Genomic DNA, 15,609 nt, shown 5'->3' on the forward strand with positions numbered 1-15,609 from the left:
TGGCGCCTCCGCAAGCGGAGGCGCCATTTTTCGTTTCTGACACTCTCAGGCGTCCGTATCGGGTTCGAAGTCCAGGCTCAGGCTGTTGACGCAGTAGCGCTGGCCTGTCTCGGTCGGCCCGTCCGGGAAGACGTGCCCCAGGTGGGAGCCGCACTGGCTGCAGGTGATCTCCACCCTTGCCATGCCGTGGCTGCGATCTTCTGTGTAGGTCACTGTCCCCTCGATGGCCCGATCGAAGGAGGGCCAGCCGCAGCCGGAGTCAAACTTGGCATCTGCATGGAACAGTACGCCCTTGCAGCAGACGCAGAGGTAGTCACCGCTCTTGCGATTGTGCAGCAGGGCGCCGCTGTAAGGGCGCTCTGTGCCCTTCTCCCAGCAAACGTGAAACTGTTCGGCACTCAATTTGCTGCGCCATTGCTCGGGATTGTTGCTGCTCATATTAACCCCTTGCCAAACATGACACTGCTCGGCTCTCAGTATTCAACTTGTTGCACCATTGCTCGGGATTGTTGCCGTTCATACCGACTCCTTGCCATTTATCACGGCGCCCAGCATACCCACTCGGACGCCCCGACTCTACCCCGCCAGCGGGAACTGTGATCCCGTTGGCAACACGGCGGCAACATCCGGCGTGGCGACCACCCCTTCCTTGGCCAGCGCCACCGCCGGCAGCGAAACCCGCTCCAGCAATTTGAGGGAGTGGGCACGCCCCACCGCCACCTGCCGCTTGATGTCGTCCGGCAGGAAGGGCAGGCCGTCGTTGGTGGCGGTGTCTATGGTCTGGATCCACTCCAGCCCTTCCCCCGGCGGCGGCAGGCGGAACTGGATGTCGTAGTCGCTGGCGTTGAACAGCACGTACCAGCGCTCCCCGCCGCACGCCAGCATGCCGATGTCCATGGCGAACGCCTGCCCCATGGGAGCGTGCCAGTCCTGATCGGTGAGCTGATGGCCATCGGGGTGATACCAGTTGACGCTGTGGCAGCTGGTCGAGGCGCCGTTCCAGCTATCGTCGCTCAGTTGCAGGTTGGCGAAGACCCCCGACTCCGCCCGCAGCGCCATCATCTGACGGGTGAAGGCGAGCAGCCGTTCATCCTCGGGGCGCAGCTGCCAGTTGACCCAGCTTATCTGGTTGTCCTGGCAGTAGGCGTTGTTGTTGCCAAGCTGGCTGCGGCCCATCTCGTCCCCGGCCAGGAAGTGCGGCGTGCCCTGGGAGAGCAGCAGGGTGGCAATGAGGTTGCGCTTCTGCTGCTGGCGCAGGTTGTTCACTCTGGGGTCCAGGGTCGGCCCCTCCACCCCGTGGTTGTAGGAGAGGTTGTTGCCGTGGCCGTCTCTGTTGTCCTCGCCGTTGGCCTGGTTATGGCGCTGGTTGTAGGAGACCAGATCCTCCAGGGTGAAGCCGTCGTGATAGCAGAGGTAGTTGACGCTGGTGTGGGGGGAGCGCCAGTTCTTCGGGAAGAGATCCCGCGACCCCGCCAGCCGGGTGGCGAAGTCTCCCATCTTGCCCGCATCGCCGCGCCAGAAGGCGCGTACCGTGTCGCGATAGCGGTCGTTTATCTCCAGCCACTGGCTCGGGAACTGGCCGAGGCGATAGCCGAAGGGGCCTATGTCCCAGGGCTCGGCAATCAGCCTCACCCGCGCCAGCACGGGATCCGCCAGCAGGGCCTTGAAGAAGGCGCTCATGGGATCGAACTCCCCCGCCTCCCGCGCCAGGGTGACCGCCAGATCGAAGCGGAAACCATCCACCTGCATCTCGGTGACCCAGTAGCGCAGGGCATCGAGCACCAGTCGCAGGCTGTTGGGGTGATCCAGGTTGACGCTGTTGCCGCAGCCGGTGACGTTGGCGTGGCGCTGGTAGTCAGGGCCATGGGCCCCGGTCTCGAAGGCGTAGTAACCCGCGTTGTCGAACCCCTTGAGGGAGAGCATGGGGCCGTCGACACCGGATTCGGCGGTGTGGTTGTAGACCACGTCCAGTATCACCTCGAGCCCGACCCGGTGCAGCTCGCGCACCATGGTCTTGAACTCGGTCACCGCCTCCCCCGCACCATAGCGCGGCTCGGGGGCGAAGAAGGCGATGGGGTTGTAGCCCCAGTAGTTGGTGAGGCCAAGCTGCTCCAGGCGGGGCTCCGACATGAAGGCGGCCACCGGCATCAGCTGCACCGAGGTGACCCCGAGAGAGAGCAGGTGTTCGATCATCAGCGGGTGACTGACCCCCAGATAGGTGCCCCGCAGCGCCTCGGGCACCCCGGGATGCTGGCGGGTGAAGCCCTTGACATGGGTCTCGTAGAGCACCACCCGCTCGGGCGGGATCCCGGGCTTGCCGACCCCCTGCCAGTCGAAGGCATCGTCCACCACCACCGACTTGGCCACCATGGCCGCGCTGTCCCCCTGATAGAGATCGTCATCCCAGCGGGTCGCCCGGCTGAGCGCCCTGGCATAGGGGTCGATCAGCAGCTTGTCGGGGTCGAACAGCATGCCCTCCTGGGGCATGCCATGAACCCGGTAGCCGTAACGCTGACCGGCCCGCACCCCGCGCACATAGCCGAATCTGTATTGGCCGCGCCGGCCGGGCAGGGCCAGCCGGACCAGCTCCTGCTCCTGCTCGTCGAACAGACAGAGCTCCACCTTGTCCGATTGGGGGGCCCAGACACAGAAGTGGCAGCCTGCCTCGTCGAGCCGGGCTCCCAGCGGGTAGTCCACCCCATTTTCCATTACAAACATCAGGACTCCTGTTTGATGAACAAGGTCGCGAGCGGCGGCAAGTCCAGCACTATGCTGTGCGCCATCCCCTGCCATGGGGTCGGCTCGGCGACGAAGGCCAAACCCACATCATAGTTGCTGCCCCAGTAATGCTCGCTGTCGGTGTTGAGCACCACGGCATAGCGGCCCGCCGCTGGCACCCCGAGGCGATAGGCGAGGCGCGGCACCGGGGTGAAGTTGGAGGCGATCACCACAGGATTGGCCCCCTGCTTGTCGGCGCGCAGCCAGGCGAAGATGCTGTTGTCGGCATCGTTGTGATCCAGCCAGCGGAAGCCGCCGCGCTCATAATCCGCCTGATACAAGGCAGCTTCATGACGATAGAGCCGGTTGAGATCGCGGATCAGGCGCTGCTGGCCGCCGTGCTTGGGGAATTGCAGCAGGTGCCAGGGCAGTTGGGCATCGTGATTCCACTCGTTGCTCTGGGCGATCTCGGTGCCCATGAAGTTGAGCTTCTTGCCCGGATGGCCATACATGAAGCCCATGTAGGCCCGCAGGTTCGCGGCCTGCTGCCACTCGTCCCCCGGCATCTTGTAAAGCAGGGAGTGCTTGCCGTGCACCACCTCGTCGTGGGACAGGGCCAGGATGAAGTTCTCGTCATAGTGATAGACCATGGAGAAGGTCATCTCGTTGTGGTGATAACGGCGGTGGATAGGCTCCTTCTGCATGTAGCTCAGGGTGTCGTGCATCCAGCCCATATTCCACTTGAAGCCAAACCCGAGGCCACCGAGGAAGGTGGGTTTGGAGACACCGGCGAAGGCGGTGGACTCCTCGGCTATGGTCATGGTGTGGGGATACTTGCCGTATACCTCCTCGTTGGTCCACTTGAGCAGGCTGATCGCCTCGTAGTTGTGGTTGCCCCCGTCGATGTTCGGCACCCACTCACCGGCGTTGCGGGAATAGTCCAGATAGAGCATGGAGGCCACCGCATCCACTCGCAGGCCGTCGATGTGGAACTTGTCGAGCCAGAACAGGGCGCTCGCCACCAGGAACTGGCGCACGTTGTTGCGACCGAAATCGTAGATGTAGGAGTTCCAGTCCGGGTGCCAGCCACGGCGCGGATCCTCGTACTCGTAGAGCGGGGTGCCGTCGAAGCGGGCGAGACCATGGGCATCCGCCGGGAAGTGTGCCGGCACCCAGTCGAGGATGACGCCTATGCCGGCCTGGTGGCAGGCGTCGACGAAATGCTTGAAGTCATCGGCACTGCCGTAGCGACTGGTGGGGGAGAACATGCCCACCGGCTGATAGCCCCAGGAACCGCTGAAGGGGTGCTCGGAGACCGGCATCAGCTCGATGTGGGTGTAGCCCATCTCGGTGACATAGTTGACCAGCTCCACCGCCAGCTCGCGCCAGTTCAGGCTGTCGCCGTTGGGGTGACGCTTCCAGGAGCCCACGTGCAGCTCGTAGATGGAGAGCGGCTGCTCCCGCTTGTCGTTGCGCTGGCTCTCGCGCCAGGCGGCATCCTGCCACTGGTACTGCTCGTGGTCGTGGATGACGGAGGCGAACGACGGGTACTGCTCGCAGTAGAAGCCGACCGGATCGCTCTTGTGGGGCAGCCGATGGCCGGCCGGATCTTTGAGTTCGAACTTGTAGCGATCCCCGGCCTTGAGGCCCGGCACGAACAGCACCCAGTGACCGCACTGGCTGCGCTGCATGGGGTGGCGACGGCCATCCCAGAAGTTGAAATCGCCGATCAGGCTCACGGCCGTGGCGCTCGGCGCATAGACGGCGAAGCGCACCCCCGCCACCTGCTGGCCGAGGTGCTCCACGGTGCGCAGCTGCGCGCCCAGGGTGTGATAGAGGTTTTCCGGCTGGAAGCTCAGCTCGGCCAGGCCTTCCCAGGCGGCAGCCTGGAATTGATAGGGGTCGATGGATTCGGCACTGGCATCGGCGTAGCTGGCGATCAGCTGGTAGGGGAAGGGATTCTTGCGGCGAGTGAAAACAGTTTCAAAAAGGCCCGCTTCGTCGGCGGAGGTCAGGGTGGCAACTATCTTGCCTGACTTGAGGTCCCTGACCCGGACCTCGAGCGCATCGGGCAACCAGGCCGTCAGTTTCAGGCCTGCCCCATCCGGATTGGCCTGCAGGCCTAGATGGGAGAAGGGATCGGCACAGCGGGCGGCAACCAAACGTTCAACGGGCATCGACATTTCCTTTCATGGCTGAACATCCGCTCCAGCCTGGGCCGAAGCGGATGAAAGTGAGTCACATGTTGACAGCAGGGGCTCAACGACTGGCCTCGTCACGGGCCTGGCTCATCTTGCCCGCCAGCGTCTTGAGCGCCTCATCGGCAAAAATATCTTCCAGATCCTTTGAAAGCTTGCGACGCCAGTTCGGGTATTCGTAACTGGTGCCCGGCACGTTGACCGGCTTGTCCATCTCCAGCCAGTCTTCCAGCTGGGTACTGAACAGGGCACAGCTGCCGCGGGACATATGCAGTTGCAGGCCATGGTTGAGTTCGGTGTTCATCCCGACCCAGTTCACGTCATGGCTGATGTTGCCAGAGATGACCCCATGGGCATGCAGGCTGTCAAGGATCCGCTGCTTGGCCTGGTGGCGATCAGCATACAGGGTCTTGAGTACCTCTTCATCCGGGTACAGGCCCAGCTCGCGGCCCAGCGCCAGATCGTCGCAATGCCAGAAGCCCTTCAGGGTCGGCATGTCGTGGGTGGTCAGGGCCGACATCGCCTGCTCGGTGTAGTGGGCCGGGGAGATGAAACCGCCGTCGTCCTTGGAGCGCTCGAAGAAGAACACCTTGTAGGAGTGAACCCCGTTCTCTTTGAGGGTGACGTCTATCCCTTCCGGCACGGTGCCGAGATCTTCACCGATCAGCAGGCACTGGTTACGGTGGGACTCGAGGGCAAGTATCCCCAGCAGGTCGTTGACCGGATAGTAGATGTAGGCGCCCTTGGCGGCGGACGCTCCGGGCGGAACCCACCACAGGCGCAGCAAGGCCATCACGTGGTCGATGCGCAGCGCGCCGCAGGCACGCATGTTGGCGCGGAACAGATCCACCATGGGCTGATAGGCCGCCTCGAACAGCTGGTTCGGGTTCATCGGGGGCAGGCCCCAGTTCTGACCGAGGGGGCCCAGGATGTCGGGCGGCGCACCGACCGAGGCCTTCGGGCAGTAGAGATCCCGGTTGGCCCAGATCTCGGTGGAGCCTTCGGAGACGCCCACCGCCAGATCCCGGTAGATCCCCATCACCATGCCGGCCGCCTTGGCGCGGGCATCGGCTTGCGCCAACTGCTCATCGGCCAGGAACTGCAGGTAGAGGTAGAAATTCACGTCCTGTTGGTGTTCGGCCATCCAGGCCGCCACTTCCGGGTTGTGGTAATCGCGGAAGGCATCCGGCCAGACCGGCCAGCCCCAGGCGTTCTCACCCTTGCCATAGAAGTGGGCCTGCAGAGCATCGAAGGCGGCCTGCTGTTGCAGGCTGTCGCCACCGGCGGCAACGAAGGCATCGAAGGCGGCCTGACGCTCGGCACTGAAGCTGGCTTCATCGAACACCTGACGCAGCATGCCGATCTTGGTCTCGATGACGCCGGTGTAATCCACGTTCTCCTTGGCCCGCAGGGAGGCCAGATGCTGCTGGAAGGCCGGGCTCGCCACATCGGCCTTGAGCCGCTCGTTGGCAAGAAACTCGGGCACGGCTTCCACGTTGATGTAGGCCACGTTGAGCCAGCGACGGGAAGAGGGGCTGTAGGGGCTGGCACTCTCGGGATTCGCCGGATAGAGGGCGTGGATGGGGTTCAGCCCCACGAAGTGGGCTCCCCAGGCTGCGGCCTTCTCGACCAGCTGGCCAAGATCGCTGAAATCACCTATGCCCCAGTTGTGGCGGCTGCGCAGGCAGTAGAGCTGCACGCTCGGGCCCCACACCTTGCGGCCGTTGGCAATCGGCGCCTGCTTGTAGCAGGACTTGGGTGCGACGATGAGGCGCATGGTGGCGAGCGGCTCGTCGTTGCCCTCTTCCAGCAGCACCAGCTGGTGATAGCCGAGCTCCGGCTGCACATCCAGCGCGACCCTATAGGCCTGGCACTCCATCTCTTCAAATTCGGCGACGCCGACCAGCTCCCCTTCGATGGGGGTCAGCTGGCCGGACAACAGGGCACCCTGCTCCAGCACTATCTGCCAGTGGAGGGCGTCATTGACGAACTCTATGGGCAGACGAACCTCGAGGCTGATGGGCTCACCACTGCGCACCACCATCACGGGGTCCAGAGGCCGCAACCAGTGCTGACGGTGCTCCTGCTCCAGCTGCTCGGTCAGGGCGGCCTCGTCGTCGACGCGGTAGCCCATGGCGCCCAGCATGGCGGCCTTGCTCTCTTCGGATACCTGGGCCGGGTGGCCCCAGGCATCAACATACTCACTGGCGATACCTTTGGCGGCAGCCAGCTGTTCAATCAGGGTGGTCATAGTTTGAGAATTCCCGCTGTGGATTCTATCTACACTATTTGTGATTAATTTTTATGGGTGGTACTTGAACAGTGGCTCTTTGGCCATGCTAAACCGCGCACATTTTTACATATCTCCCCGGCCGGATGTGTGACCGGGCAGGCACTATTGTTGATCTCTGCGACCGGATCCGCTGATGATGCATTCGACAAAAGTTGGTAGCCAGTTACATAAAACGAAAATAAATTTCACAGTTTTTCATGATATAGCGCAATTTCGCGCAGATTGTTGGTTGACTCACCGGTGAGTTCTAGTAAATTTACAAACGGAATTTTCTTTGACTACTGAACAGTTAGGTAACCAATTATGACTATCAAAGTAGGTATTAACGGTTTTGGCCGTATCGGTCGTTTCGTTTTCCGTCTGGCCGCTGAGCGTGCTGACATCGAAGTGGTTGGTATCAACGACCTGATCGACGTTGACTACATGGCTTACATGCTGAAGTACGATTCAACTCACGGTCGTTTCAAGGGCACCGTTGAAGTTAAAGACGGCAACCTGATCGTTAACGGCAAAACCGTACGTGTTACCGCTGAACGTGACCCGGCAAACCTGAAATGGGATGCCATCGGTGTTGACGTTGTTGCCGAAGCTACCGGTCTGTTCCTGGACGACGCCACTGCTCGCAAGCACATCGCTGCCGGTGCCAAGAAAGTCGTACTGACCGGCCCGTCCAAAGACGCTACCCCTATGTTCGTCATGGGTGTTAACGATTCTACCTACGCTGGCCAGGACATCGTTTCCAACGCTTCCTGCACCACCAACTGCCTGGCCCCGATCGCCAAGGTTCTGAACGATACCTTCGGTATCGAATCCGGCCTGATGACCACCGTCCACGCTACCACTGCTACCCAGAAGACCGTTGATGGTCCGTCTGCCAAAGACTGGCGCGGTGGCCGCGGTGCGGCTCAGAACATCATCCCGTCCTCTACCGGTGCAGCCAAGGCTGTTGGCGTTGTTATCCCGGAACTGAACGGCAAACTGACCGGTATGGCTTTCCGCGTACCGACTCCGGACGTGTCCGTTGTTGACCTGACCGTCAACCTGAAGAAAGCTGCCACCTACGCAGAAATCTGCGCAGCCATGAAAGCAGCCTCCGAAGGCTCCATGAAGGGCGTACTGGGCTACACCGAAGATCAAGTGGTTTCCACCGACTTCCTGGGTGAGCGTCAGACCTCCGTGTTCGATGCCAAGGCTGGTATCGCACTGAACGACAAATTCGTTAAAGTCGTATCCTGGTACGACAACGAAATGGGCTACTCCAGCAAGGTTCTGGACCTGATCGCTCACATCTCCAAGTAATTTGGGATGCGCAATCGCGTAGCTTGAAAAAAGGCGGCCATTGGCCGCCTTTTTGTATTCTGGATCTGCCGACCTCTTTCTTGAATGTGCGCGAGCACAGGAGTCTCCATGCAACCGACACGTACTCTGACAGCCCACTGTACCCTCAGCCACCCCGCTGATGGCCAGCCTCTGCTGACCATCAACAACGAGCATGCCAGGGCGGAGATCAGCCTGTTTGGCGCCCATGTACTGCGCTACCAGCGCCACGGCGAACCCGCCTCGCTCTGGCTCAGCGACAAGGCAGTGCTGAATGGCAGCAAGCCGATTCGGGGCGGCATCCCCCTGTGCTGGCCCTGGTTCGGCCCCTCCCCCGCTCGCGTCGGCAGCGGCAAGCCGGCCCATGGCTTCGCCCGCACCAGCCTGTGGACCCTGGATGGTGTCTCCGATCACGGGGATGGCACCCTGGTCCATCTGTCTCTGCGTGACAATGAGTCAACCCGTGCCCTCTGGCCCCACGCCTTCGAGCTGGAACTGGATGTGCTGGTGGGCAAGGAGCTCTCCCTGGTTATGACCACCCGCAACACCGGCAAGACGCCCCTCACCTACAATGCGGCCCTGCACACCTATCTGCAGATAAGCCGCCCAGAGGCCGTCAGCGTGACCGGCCTGGGTGAGCCTTATGCCGACAAGCTGACGGGTCAGGATGGGCAGCAGCAGGGCGCTCTGACGCTCACAGCTGCCATTGATCGGGTCTACCACCAAGCCGAGGCCATGGTGATGGTCAAGGATGGCGATCGCACCACTAAAGTGGTGAGCGGCAACAACGACAGCGTCGTGGTCTGGACCCCCTGGCTGGAAGGGGCCACCGCCATGGCGGACATGAGCGACGACGGCTACCGCACCATGCTCTGTGTCGAGGCAGCCATAACCGCTGACGCCGGCATCACTGTTGTACCGGACGAGGAGCACAGCTTCTCCACCGTGATCATCTGAGCCCGGGGCAGGCGATGAGGGCTATCACTCCAGCCTCTGTGTCGAGGCAGCCATCACCGCCGACGCTGGCATCACTGTTGTACCGGACGAGGAACACAGCTTCTCCACCGTGATCATCTGAGCCCGCGGGGCGGGCGATGAGGGCTATCACTCCAGCCTCTGTGTCGAGGCAGCCATCACCGCCGACGCCGGCATCACTGTGGCGCCTAACGAGGAGCACAGCTTCTCTACCGTGATCATCTGATCTTCGTCTTCGCGAAACCCATAACGAAAGAGGGCACCCCAACGGGTGCCCTCTTCTATTCAGCCTTTCTATTCAACTCTTCGCACACTCAGGCGTTACCTTGAGTCTTGAGCTTGAGCTCGGCGGCGAAGTTCAGCATGCGATCCAGCGGGATCAGCGCCTTCACCCGCAACTCCTCGTCCACCAAAATCTCGTGACGCTCGGCGCCATCGGTCAGAGCCTCCTTGATCGCCACCAGGCCGTTCATCGCCATCCAGGGACAGTGGGCGCAGCTACGGCAGGTGGCGCCATCGCCACCGGTCGGTGCCTCCACCATCTCCTTCTCCGGGCAGGCCTGCTGCATCTTGTAGAAGATGCCGCGGTCGGTCGCCACGATCAGCTTCTGCTGGGGCAGCTCGCGGGCCGCCTTGATGAGCTGGCTGGTAGACCCCACCGCATCCGCCAGTTCGATGACGGAAGCCGGGGACTCCGGGTGCACCAGCACGGCCGCATCCGGGTTCTGGGCCTTGAGCTCGCGCAGGGCCTTGGCCTTGAACTCGTCGTGGACGATACAGTGGCCCTGCCAGCGCAGCATCTCGGCGCCCGTCTTCTTCTCGATGTAGGCACCCAGGTGTCTGTCCGGCCCCCAGATGATCTTGTGGCCCTGGCTGTCCAGGTGCTCGACTATCTCCAGCGCGATGCTGGAGGTGACCACCCAGTCAGCCCGCGCCTTCACCGCCGCCGAGGTATTGGCATAGACCACGACTATATGGTCGGGATGGGCATCGCAGAAGGCGGAGAACTGGTCGATGGGGCAGCCCAGATCCAGGGAGCACTCCGCCTCCAGGGTCGGCATCAGCACCCGCTTGTGGGGGCTCAGGATCTTGGAGGTCTCCCCCATGAAGCGCACACCGGCCACGATCAGGGTCTGGGCGGCGTGATCACGACCGAAGCGAGCCATCTCGAGGGAGTCGCCGACGAAACCGCCGGTGGCCTCGGCCAGCGCCTGGATCTCGGGATCCGTGTAGTAGTGGGCAACCAGCACGGCCTGACGCGCCTCGAGCAGCGCCTTGATCTCGATGATCAGGGCCGCCTTCTGTTCGGCAGTCAGGGGAGCCGGTTTGACCGGAAAGGGATAGTCCATCTCGATGACCGGAGGGACACTGCTCAGTGCATTGCTCATTGCGACTGTTCCATCAACGCTTGGAAAGGCCAAAATTATAACCAGAAGCCGCGCACAAACCCATCAACAAATCCAGTACAGTAAAACGGTCAGAACCCGCCCGGATGTATCGTTGTCATTCTTGCCAAAAGGAGTTGTCGAATGAAACAACGCTCGCTCAAAACCAAGTTGCTGCTGCTCACCCTGGGCCTCTTTCTCGCCAGTGGCGTCGCCATGACCCTGATGCAGTCTGCCTCCCTGAACACCCTGCGCAATGACATCATGACCCAGACTCGCGGCGCCCTGGAGCAGGAGGTATCGCGCACCCTGCAATTCCAGGCCGAGCGCTATGCCGTGCAAATCGCCGACCTGTTGCAGCAGTCCTACCAGATACCGCTGGGGATAGCCGCACAGCTCGAAGACGGCATGGCACAGCCGGAGCTGATGCCGAGCCGCCCGCAGGTGGAGCTGCTGCTTGGCAGCCGCCTGCGTCAGGCTGAGGGGATCAGCTCTATCTATGCCCAGTTCGAACCCGATGGCTATGACGGGCAGGATGCCAGCTGGCAGACGGGGGCAACACACTCGGTCGCGGGCAAGGGCAGTCTGGAGGTGTACTTCACCCGGGAGCTGAATGGCCAGATTGCGCAGCAACAGATAGATGCGGCAACCAGCGAAGCCAAGTTCGATACCTCGCGCAACGAGTTCGGCATTCGCAACAGCGAGTGGTATCTCTGTGGCCGTGACAGCCTGCGCCCCTGTCTGATGGAGCCCTACCTCTACGAGATAAGCCCTGGCAAGCAGATGCTGATGACCAGCCTGACGGTCCCCATCCTCAAGGGGGGCAAGTTTGCCGGGATCGCCGGGGTCGACATGAACCTGCCCATCTTCCAGCAACTGGCCGAGCGCCTCGGCAAGAGTCTGTATGACAATCAGGCCGAGGTGACCCTGGTCAGCAAGATGGGCTTTATCGTCGGCAGCAACCGCCATGCAGACAAGCTGGGGCGCCCCCTGACGGAGGCCGGACTGGTGGCGCCAGATGGCAAGCCCAGGGATAGCGACAGCGACTTCATCCTGCAGCAACCCATCAAGATCGACGCCGCCGACAGCCAGTGGTGGCTGATGATCAAGGTGCCCAAGGCACTCGCCCTCAGTCAGGCCAACACCATCAGCAACCAGCTTGGCAGCCTGCTGCAAGCCACCCAGCAACAGCAGCTGATGACCATAGTCGTCATCACCATGGTGGCACTGGCTCTGCTCGTCTGGTTCATTCAGAGCATCACGGCCCCCCTCTCCCTCATCAGCCGCCACGTCTCCCACCTCGCCAGCAATGAGGGGGATCTGACCCAGCAGATGCGCATCGACACCCACCAGGAGCTCATCGAACTCGGTAAACACCTCAATGCCTTCCTCGGCAAACTGAGGGCCATGGTGCAGGGCAGCAAGCAGATTGGCCAGCAGGTACACCAGCAGGCAAGGGGCATGAAGCAGACGGCGGATGCCATGCGCAGCAGCCTGGACGAGCAGAGTCTGGAGCTGGAGAGCGTGGTCAGTGCCATGCACGAGATGAGCACCACGGCGGTCAGCGTGGCGGGTCACGCCGAGCAGGCTGCGCAAGAGTCGGAAACGGCCACCCACCATATACAAAGGGCCCAGCAGACCTTGAGCCGGGCCCGCAGCGAGATCCACACTCTGGTAGAGGACATGCACCAGGCGGACAAGGCGGTGGCGCAGGTGGCCCAGCGCAGCACCAACATCAGCCACATTCTCGACGTGATCCGGGCCATCGCCGAGCAGACCAACCTGCTGGCACTCAATGCGGCCATAGAGGCGGCGCGGGCTGGCGACATGGGCAGGGGCTTTGCCGTGGTGGCAGATGAAGTGAGAGCCCTAGCCAACAAGACCCGTTCATCCACCGACGAGATAGGCCAGCTCATCGGCAGTCTGCAAACCGAGGTCACCAGCAGCCAGCAGCTGATGAATACGGGCATCACCCGATCCGTCAGCACGGTCGAGGGAACCGAGCAGGCCTTCGAGGCACTCAATCAGGTGGTGAGCCAGATCCAGCAGATCCATGATCACATCAGCCAGGTGGCTACCGCCGCCGAGCAGCAGAGCGCCGTCAGCGATAGCATCAACCAGAATCTGATGCGCATTGGGGATACCGCCACCGCCCTGGGGCAGGAGGCGAGTGCCAGCCACCTCTTGAGCGAGGAGCTGGAGCAGGCGGCAACCACGCTGGCCAACGAACTCGATCGGCTGCGCACCTGACGAGCGAATAAAAAAAGCCCGCATTGCTGCGGGCTTTTTTTCAATCTGGTGGTCGTTACTGGGCTCGAACCAGTGACCCCCTCCTTGTAAGGGAGGTGCTCTCCCAGCTGAGCTAAACGACCTGGGATAAAGCTGAATGATGGTGGGTCGTGCTGGATTCGAACCAGCGACCAATTGATTAAAAGTCAACTGCTCTACCGACTGAGCTAACGACCCATCTGTATCATTTTTTTCAAAGCATGGTGGTCGTTACTGGGCTCGAACCAGTGACCCCCTCCTTGTAAGGGAGGTGCTCTCCCAGCTGAGCTAAACGACCTGGGATAAAGCTGAATGATGGTGGGTCGTGCTGGATTCGAACCAGCGACCAATTGATTAAAAGTCAACTGCTCTACCGACTGAGCTAACGACCCATCTGTATCATTTTTAAAGCATGGTGGTCGTTACTGGGCTCGAACCAGTGACCCCCTCCTTGTAAGGGAGGTGCTCTCCCAGCTGAGCTAAACGACCTGGGATAAGGCTGAATGATGGTGGGTCGTGCTGGATTCGAACCAGCGACCAATTGATTAAAAGTCAACTGCTCTACCGACTGAGCTAACGACCCATCTGTATCATTTTTTCTTTCTATTTCAAGAAAGTGGTGGTCGTTACTGGGCTCGAACCAGTGACCCCCTCCTTGTAAGGGAGGTGCTCTCCCAGCTGAGCTAAACGACCTGGGGCAAGACTGAATGATGGTGGGTCGTGCTGGATTCGAACCAGCGACCAATTGATTAAAAGTCAACTGCTCTACCGACTGAGCTAACGACCCATCTGTATCATTTTTAAAGCATGGTGGTCGTTACTGGGCTCGAACCAGTGACCCCCTCCTTGTAAGGGAGGTGCTCTCCCAGCTGAGCTAAACGACCTGGGATTCTCTGTGGTCAAGATTGGTGGGTCGTGTAGGGATCGAACCTACGACCAATTGATTAAGAGTCAACTGCTCTACCGACTGAGCTAACGACCCATCTTGAACCTGTCACCAACCGCATGTGGCGGACGGTGTTAAAACATGGTGGTCGTTACTGGGCTCGAACCAGTGACCCCCTCCTTGTAAGGGAGGTGCTCTCCCAGCTGAGCTAAACGACCTGGGATACTCTGTGGCCAAGATTGGTGGGTCGTGTAGGGATCGAACCTACGACCAATTGATTAAGAGTCAACTGCTCTACCGACTGAGCTAACGACCCATCTTGAACCTGTCACCGACCGCATGTGGCGGGCAATGTTAAATCATGGTGGTCGTTACTGGGCTCGAACCAGTGACCCCCTCCTTGTAAGGGAGGTGCTCTCCCAGCTGAGCTAAACGACCTGGGAATGCTGTCTTCACCCGTTGTGAAGAAATGGTGGGTCGTGCTGGATTCGAACCAGCGACCAATTGATTAAAAGTCAACTGCTCTACCGACTGAGCTAACGACCCTCACCACGACCAGTTCCGAGCGCACTGCTGCACCGGCTCTGACGGCGGCCTATATTACGGATTTATCATCCTGGCGCAATAGAAAAATCTTAAATTAAATCTGTTTGTTCACTGCGCATACAAAGCAGAGCGGTATTTACAAGACTGTTACGAAAACAGTGACATGCAGCAATGTTACAGCTTGCCGAGGCTCTGCTTGGCCAACTGGGCCGGCGAGGTATTGGGATAACCCTTGATCACCTGCTCATAGAAGGCCTTGGCTTCCGCTTTCTTGCCGTCGAGCTGCGCCAGCATACCCAGCTTCAGCAGGGCATCGGCCCGCTTGGGCGACTTGCTGTACTTGTTCGCCACAGTGGAGAACTGGCTGGCGGCACCGGCTCTGTCACCCTTGTTGAACATCAGCTGGCCGAGCCAGTAGTGCGCATTGGGAACATAGCTGGAGCTCGGGAACTGCTTGATGAACCCTTCGAAGGCAGGAATGGCCTTGTCGTAGTTCTTCTCCTTGAGCACCATGTTCACGGCGGCGTCATAGGCTTGGTTCTCGTCCTGATTGGTCGAGTAGTTGGCCGCGGCGGCAGGTGTCGTGGCGCCGGCTGCCGGGGTCGCGGGCGCTGCGGCGGCAGGCTGGCTGTTGGCCACCTTGTCGAGCTCCTGATAGAGCTGGCGCTGACGCTCTTGTGACTGCTCCATCTGGTAGGTCTGCTGCTCCAGCTGGCCACGCAGTTCGGAGACCTCCCCTTGCAGGGAGTCGACCTGTTGCTGCAGCTCGGCCTGCAGGCGCAGACGGGCATTCAGGGTGCGCTCCAGCAGGGCGACCCTGTCTTCCAGGCTACCGGTAGGCACGATAGCGCCGTTGTTGCCGCTAAGGACAACACCACCCGAGTCACCGCCCAGATCGCTGACAGGCGCCGCCGCATGCGCATTCAGAGCAACCAATACGGCCAGCGCAACAACAGCTTGCTTGTACACAGATTTCATTCGGATCAAACCTTAGCGTTTAGTGCAAATAAAACGGCCAGCGCC

At 60.8% G+C, this 15,609-nt stretch carries 9 protein-coding genes and 14 tRNA genes; 3 read left to right on the forward strand and 20 right to left on the reverse strand.

Annotated elements, in window-relative coordinates; all coding sequences use genetic code 11:
* Positions 1-45: 45 nt before the first annotated feature.
* The 4 genes from msrB to malQ form a co-directional block, all read right to left on the reverse strand.
* On the reverse strand, positions 46-438 hold the full coding sequence (gene msrB, locus ACB030_RS10910) for a peptide-methionine (R)-S-oxide reductase MsrB (RefSeq protein WP_371159712.1): 393 nt from the start codon (positions 436-438) through the stop codon (positions 46-48).
* A 138-nt stretch (positions 439-576) separates the two neighbouring features.
* On the reverse strand, positions 577-2,718 hold the full coding sequence (gene glgX, locus ACB030_RS10915) for a glycogen debranching protein GlgX (RefSeq protein WP_371159714.1): 2,142 nt from the start codon (positions 2,716-2,718) through the stop codon (positions 577-579).
* Positions 2,718-4,895 carry a 1,4-alpha-glucan branching protein GlgB gene (gene glgB / locus ACB030_RS10920; RefSeq protein WP_371159715.1) on the reverse strand — a complete coding sequence of 726 codons (2,178 nt, stop codon included), beginning with the start codon at positions 4,893-4,895 and terminating at the stop codon, positions 2,718-2,720. Before glgB ends, glgX begins: the two co-directional genes overlap by 1 nt.
* A gap of 82 nt (positions 4,896-4,977) precedes the next feature.
* Positions 4,978-7,167, reverse strand: coding sequence for a 4-alpha-glucanotransferase (gene malQ, locus ACB030_RS10925; RefSeq protein WP_371159717.1), 2,190 nt, complete (start codon positions 7,165-7,167; stop codon positions 4,978-4,980).
* Between the two features lie 345 nt (positions 7,168-7,512).
* Here malQ and gap point away from each other — a divergent pair, with 345 nt between their 5' ends.
* Complete coding sequence (gene gap / locus ACB030_RS10930; protein WP_005324581.1) at positions 7,513-8,508, forward strand: type I glyceraldehyde-3-phosphate dehydrogenase; 996 nt, start codon at positions 7,513-7,515, stop codon at positions 8,506-8,508.
* A gap of 108 nt (positions 8,509-8,616) precedes the next feature.
* Positions 8,617-9,483, forward strand: coding sequence for a D-hexose-6-phosphate mutarotase (locus ACB030_RS10935; RefSeq protein ID WP_371159719.1), 867 nt, complete (start codon positions 8,617-8,619; stop codon positions 9,481-9,483).
* A gap of 332 nt (positions 9,484-9,815) precedes the next feature.
* On the opposite strand, the gene nadA is transcribed toward ACB030_RS10935, so the two are convergent.
* Entirely contained in the window at positions 9,816-10,889 is a 1,074-nt protein-coding gene (nadA, locus tag ACB030_RS10940) for a quinolinate synthase NadA (RefSeq protein WP_371159721.1), read from the reverse strand.
* A gap of 141 nt (positions 10,890-11,030) precedes the next feature.
* On the opposite strand from nadA, the gene ACB030_RS10945 reads away from it, so the two are divergent.
* Positions 11,031-13,136, forward strand: a complete 2,106-nt coding sequence (locus ACB030_RS10945; RefSeq protein ID WP_371159723.1) for a methyl-accepting chemotaxis protein — start codon at positions 11,031-11,033, stop codon at positions 13,134-13,136.
* 46 nt (positions 13,137-13,182) lie between these two features.
* Here ACB030_RS10945 and ACB030_RS10950 read toward each other — a convergent pair.
* From ACB030_RS10950 to ybgF, 15 genes are all read right to left on the reverse strand, one after another.
* Positions 13,183-13,258: transfer RNA gene (locus tag ACB030_RS10950), tRNA-Val, on the reverse strand.
* Between the two features lie 18 nt (positions 13,259-13,276).
* Positions 13,277-13,352, reverse strand: a tRNA-Lys gene (locus ACB030_RS10955).
* Positions 13,353-13,376: 24 nt separating this feature from the next.
* Positions 13,377-13,452 (reverse strand) — tRNA-Val (locus tag ACB030_RS10960).
* Between the two features lie 18 nt (positions 13,453-13,470).
* Positions 13,471-13,546, reverse strand: a tRNA-Lys gene (locus ACB030_RS10965).
* Positions 13,547-13,567: 21 nt separating this feature from the next.
* A tRNA-Val gene (locus tag ACB030_RS10970) sits at positions 13,568-13,643 on the reverse strand.
* An 18-nt stretch (positions 13,644-13,661) separates the two neighbouring features.
* A tRNA-Lys gene (locus ACB030_RS10975) sits at positions 13,662-13,737 on the reverse strand.
* Positions 13,738-13,771: 34 nt separating this feature from the next.
* Positions 13,772-13,847, reverse strand: a tRNA-Val gene (locus ACB030_RS10980).
* An 18-nt stretch (positions 13,848-13,865) separates the two neighbouring features.
* Positions 13,866-13,941, reverse strand: a tRNA-Lys gene (locus ACB030_RS10985).
* Between the two features lie 21 nt (positions 13,942-13,962).
* Positions 13,963-14,038: transfer RNA gene (locus ACB030_RS10990), tRNA-Val, on the reverse strand.
* A 22-nt stretch (positions 14,039-14,060) separates the two neighbouring features.
* A tRNA-Lys gene (locus ACB030_RS10995) sits at positions 14,061-14,136 on the reverse strand.
* A 46-nt stretch (positions 14,137-14,182) separates the two neighbouring features.
* Positions 14,183-14,258 (reverse strand) — tRNA-Val (locus ACB030_RS11000).
* Positions 14,259-14,280: 22 nt separating this feature from the next.
* Positions 14,281-14,356 (reverse strand) — tRNA-Lys (locus tag ACB030_RS11005).
* A gap of 46 nt (positions 14,357-14,402) precedes the next feature.
* Positions 14,403-14,478: transfer RNA gene (locus ACB030_RS11010), tRNA-Val, on the reverse strand.
* A 32-nt stretch (positions 14,479-14,510) separates the two neighbouring features.
* Positions 14,511-14,586: transfer RNA gene (locus ACB030_RS11015), tRNA-Lys, on the reverse strand.
* A 174-nt stretch (positions 14,587-14,760) separates the two neighbouring features.
* A complete protein-coding gene (gene ybgF / locus ACB030_RS11020) occupies positions 14,761-15,564 on the reverse strand; it encodes a tol-pal system protein YbgF (RefSeq protein WP_319912526.1) in 804 nt (267 codons plus the stop codon).
* Between the last annotated feature and the right edge of the window lie 45 nt (positions 15,565-15,609).

This window comes from Aeromonas sp. S16(2024) (assembly GCF_041403065.1).
GTDB lineage: Bacteria > Pseudomonadota > Gammaproteobacteria > Enterobacterales > Aeromonadaceae > Aeromonas.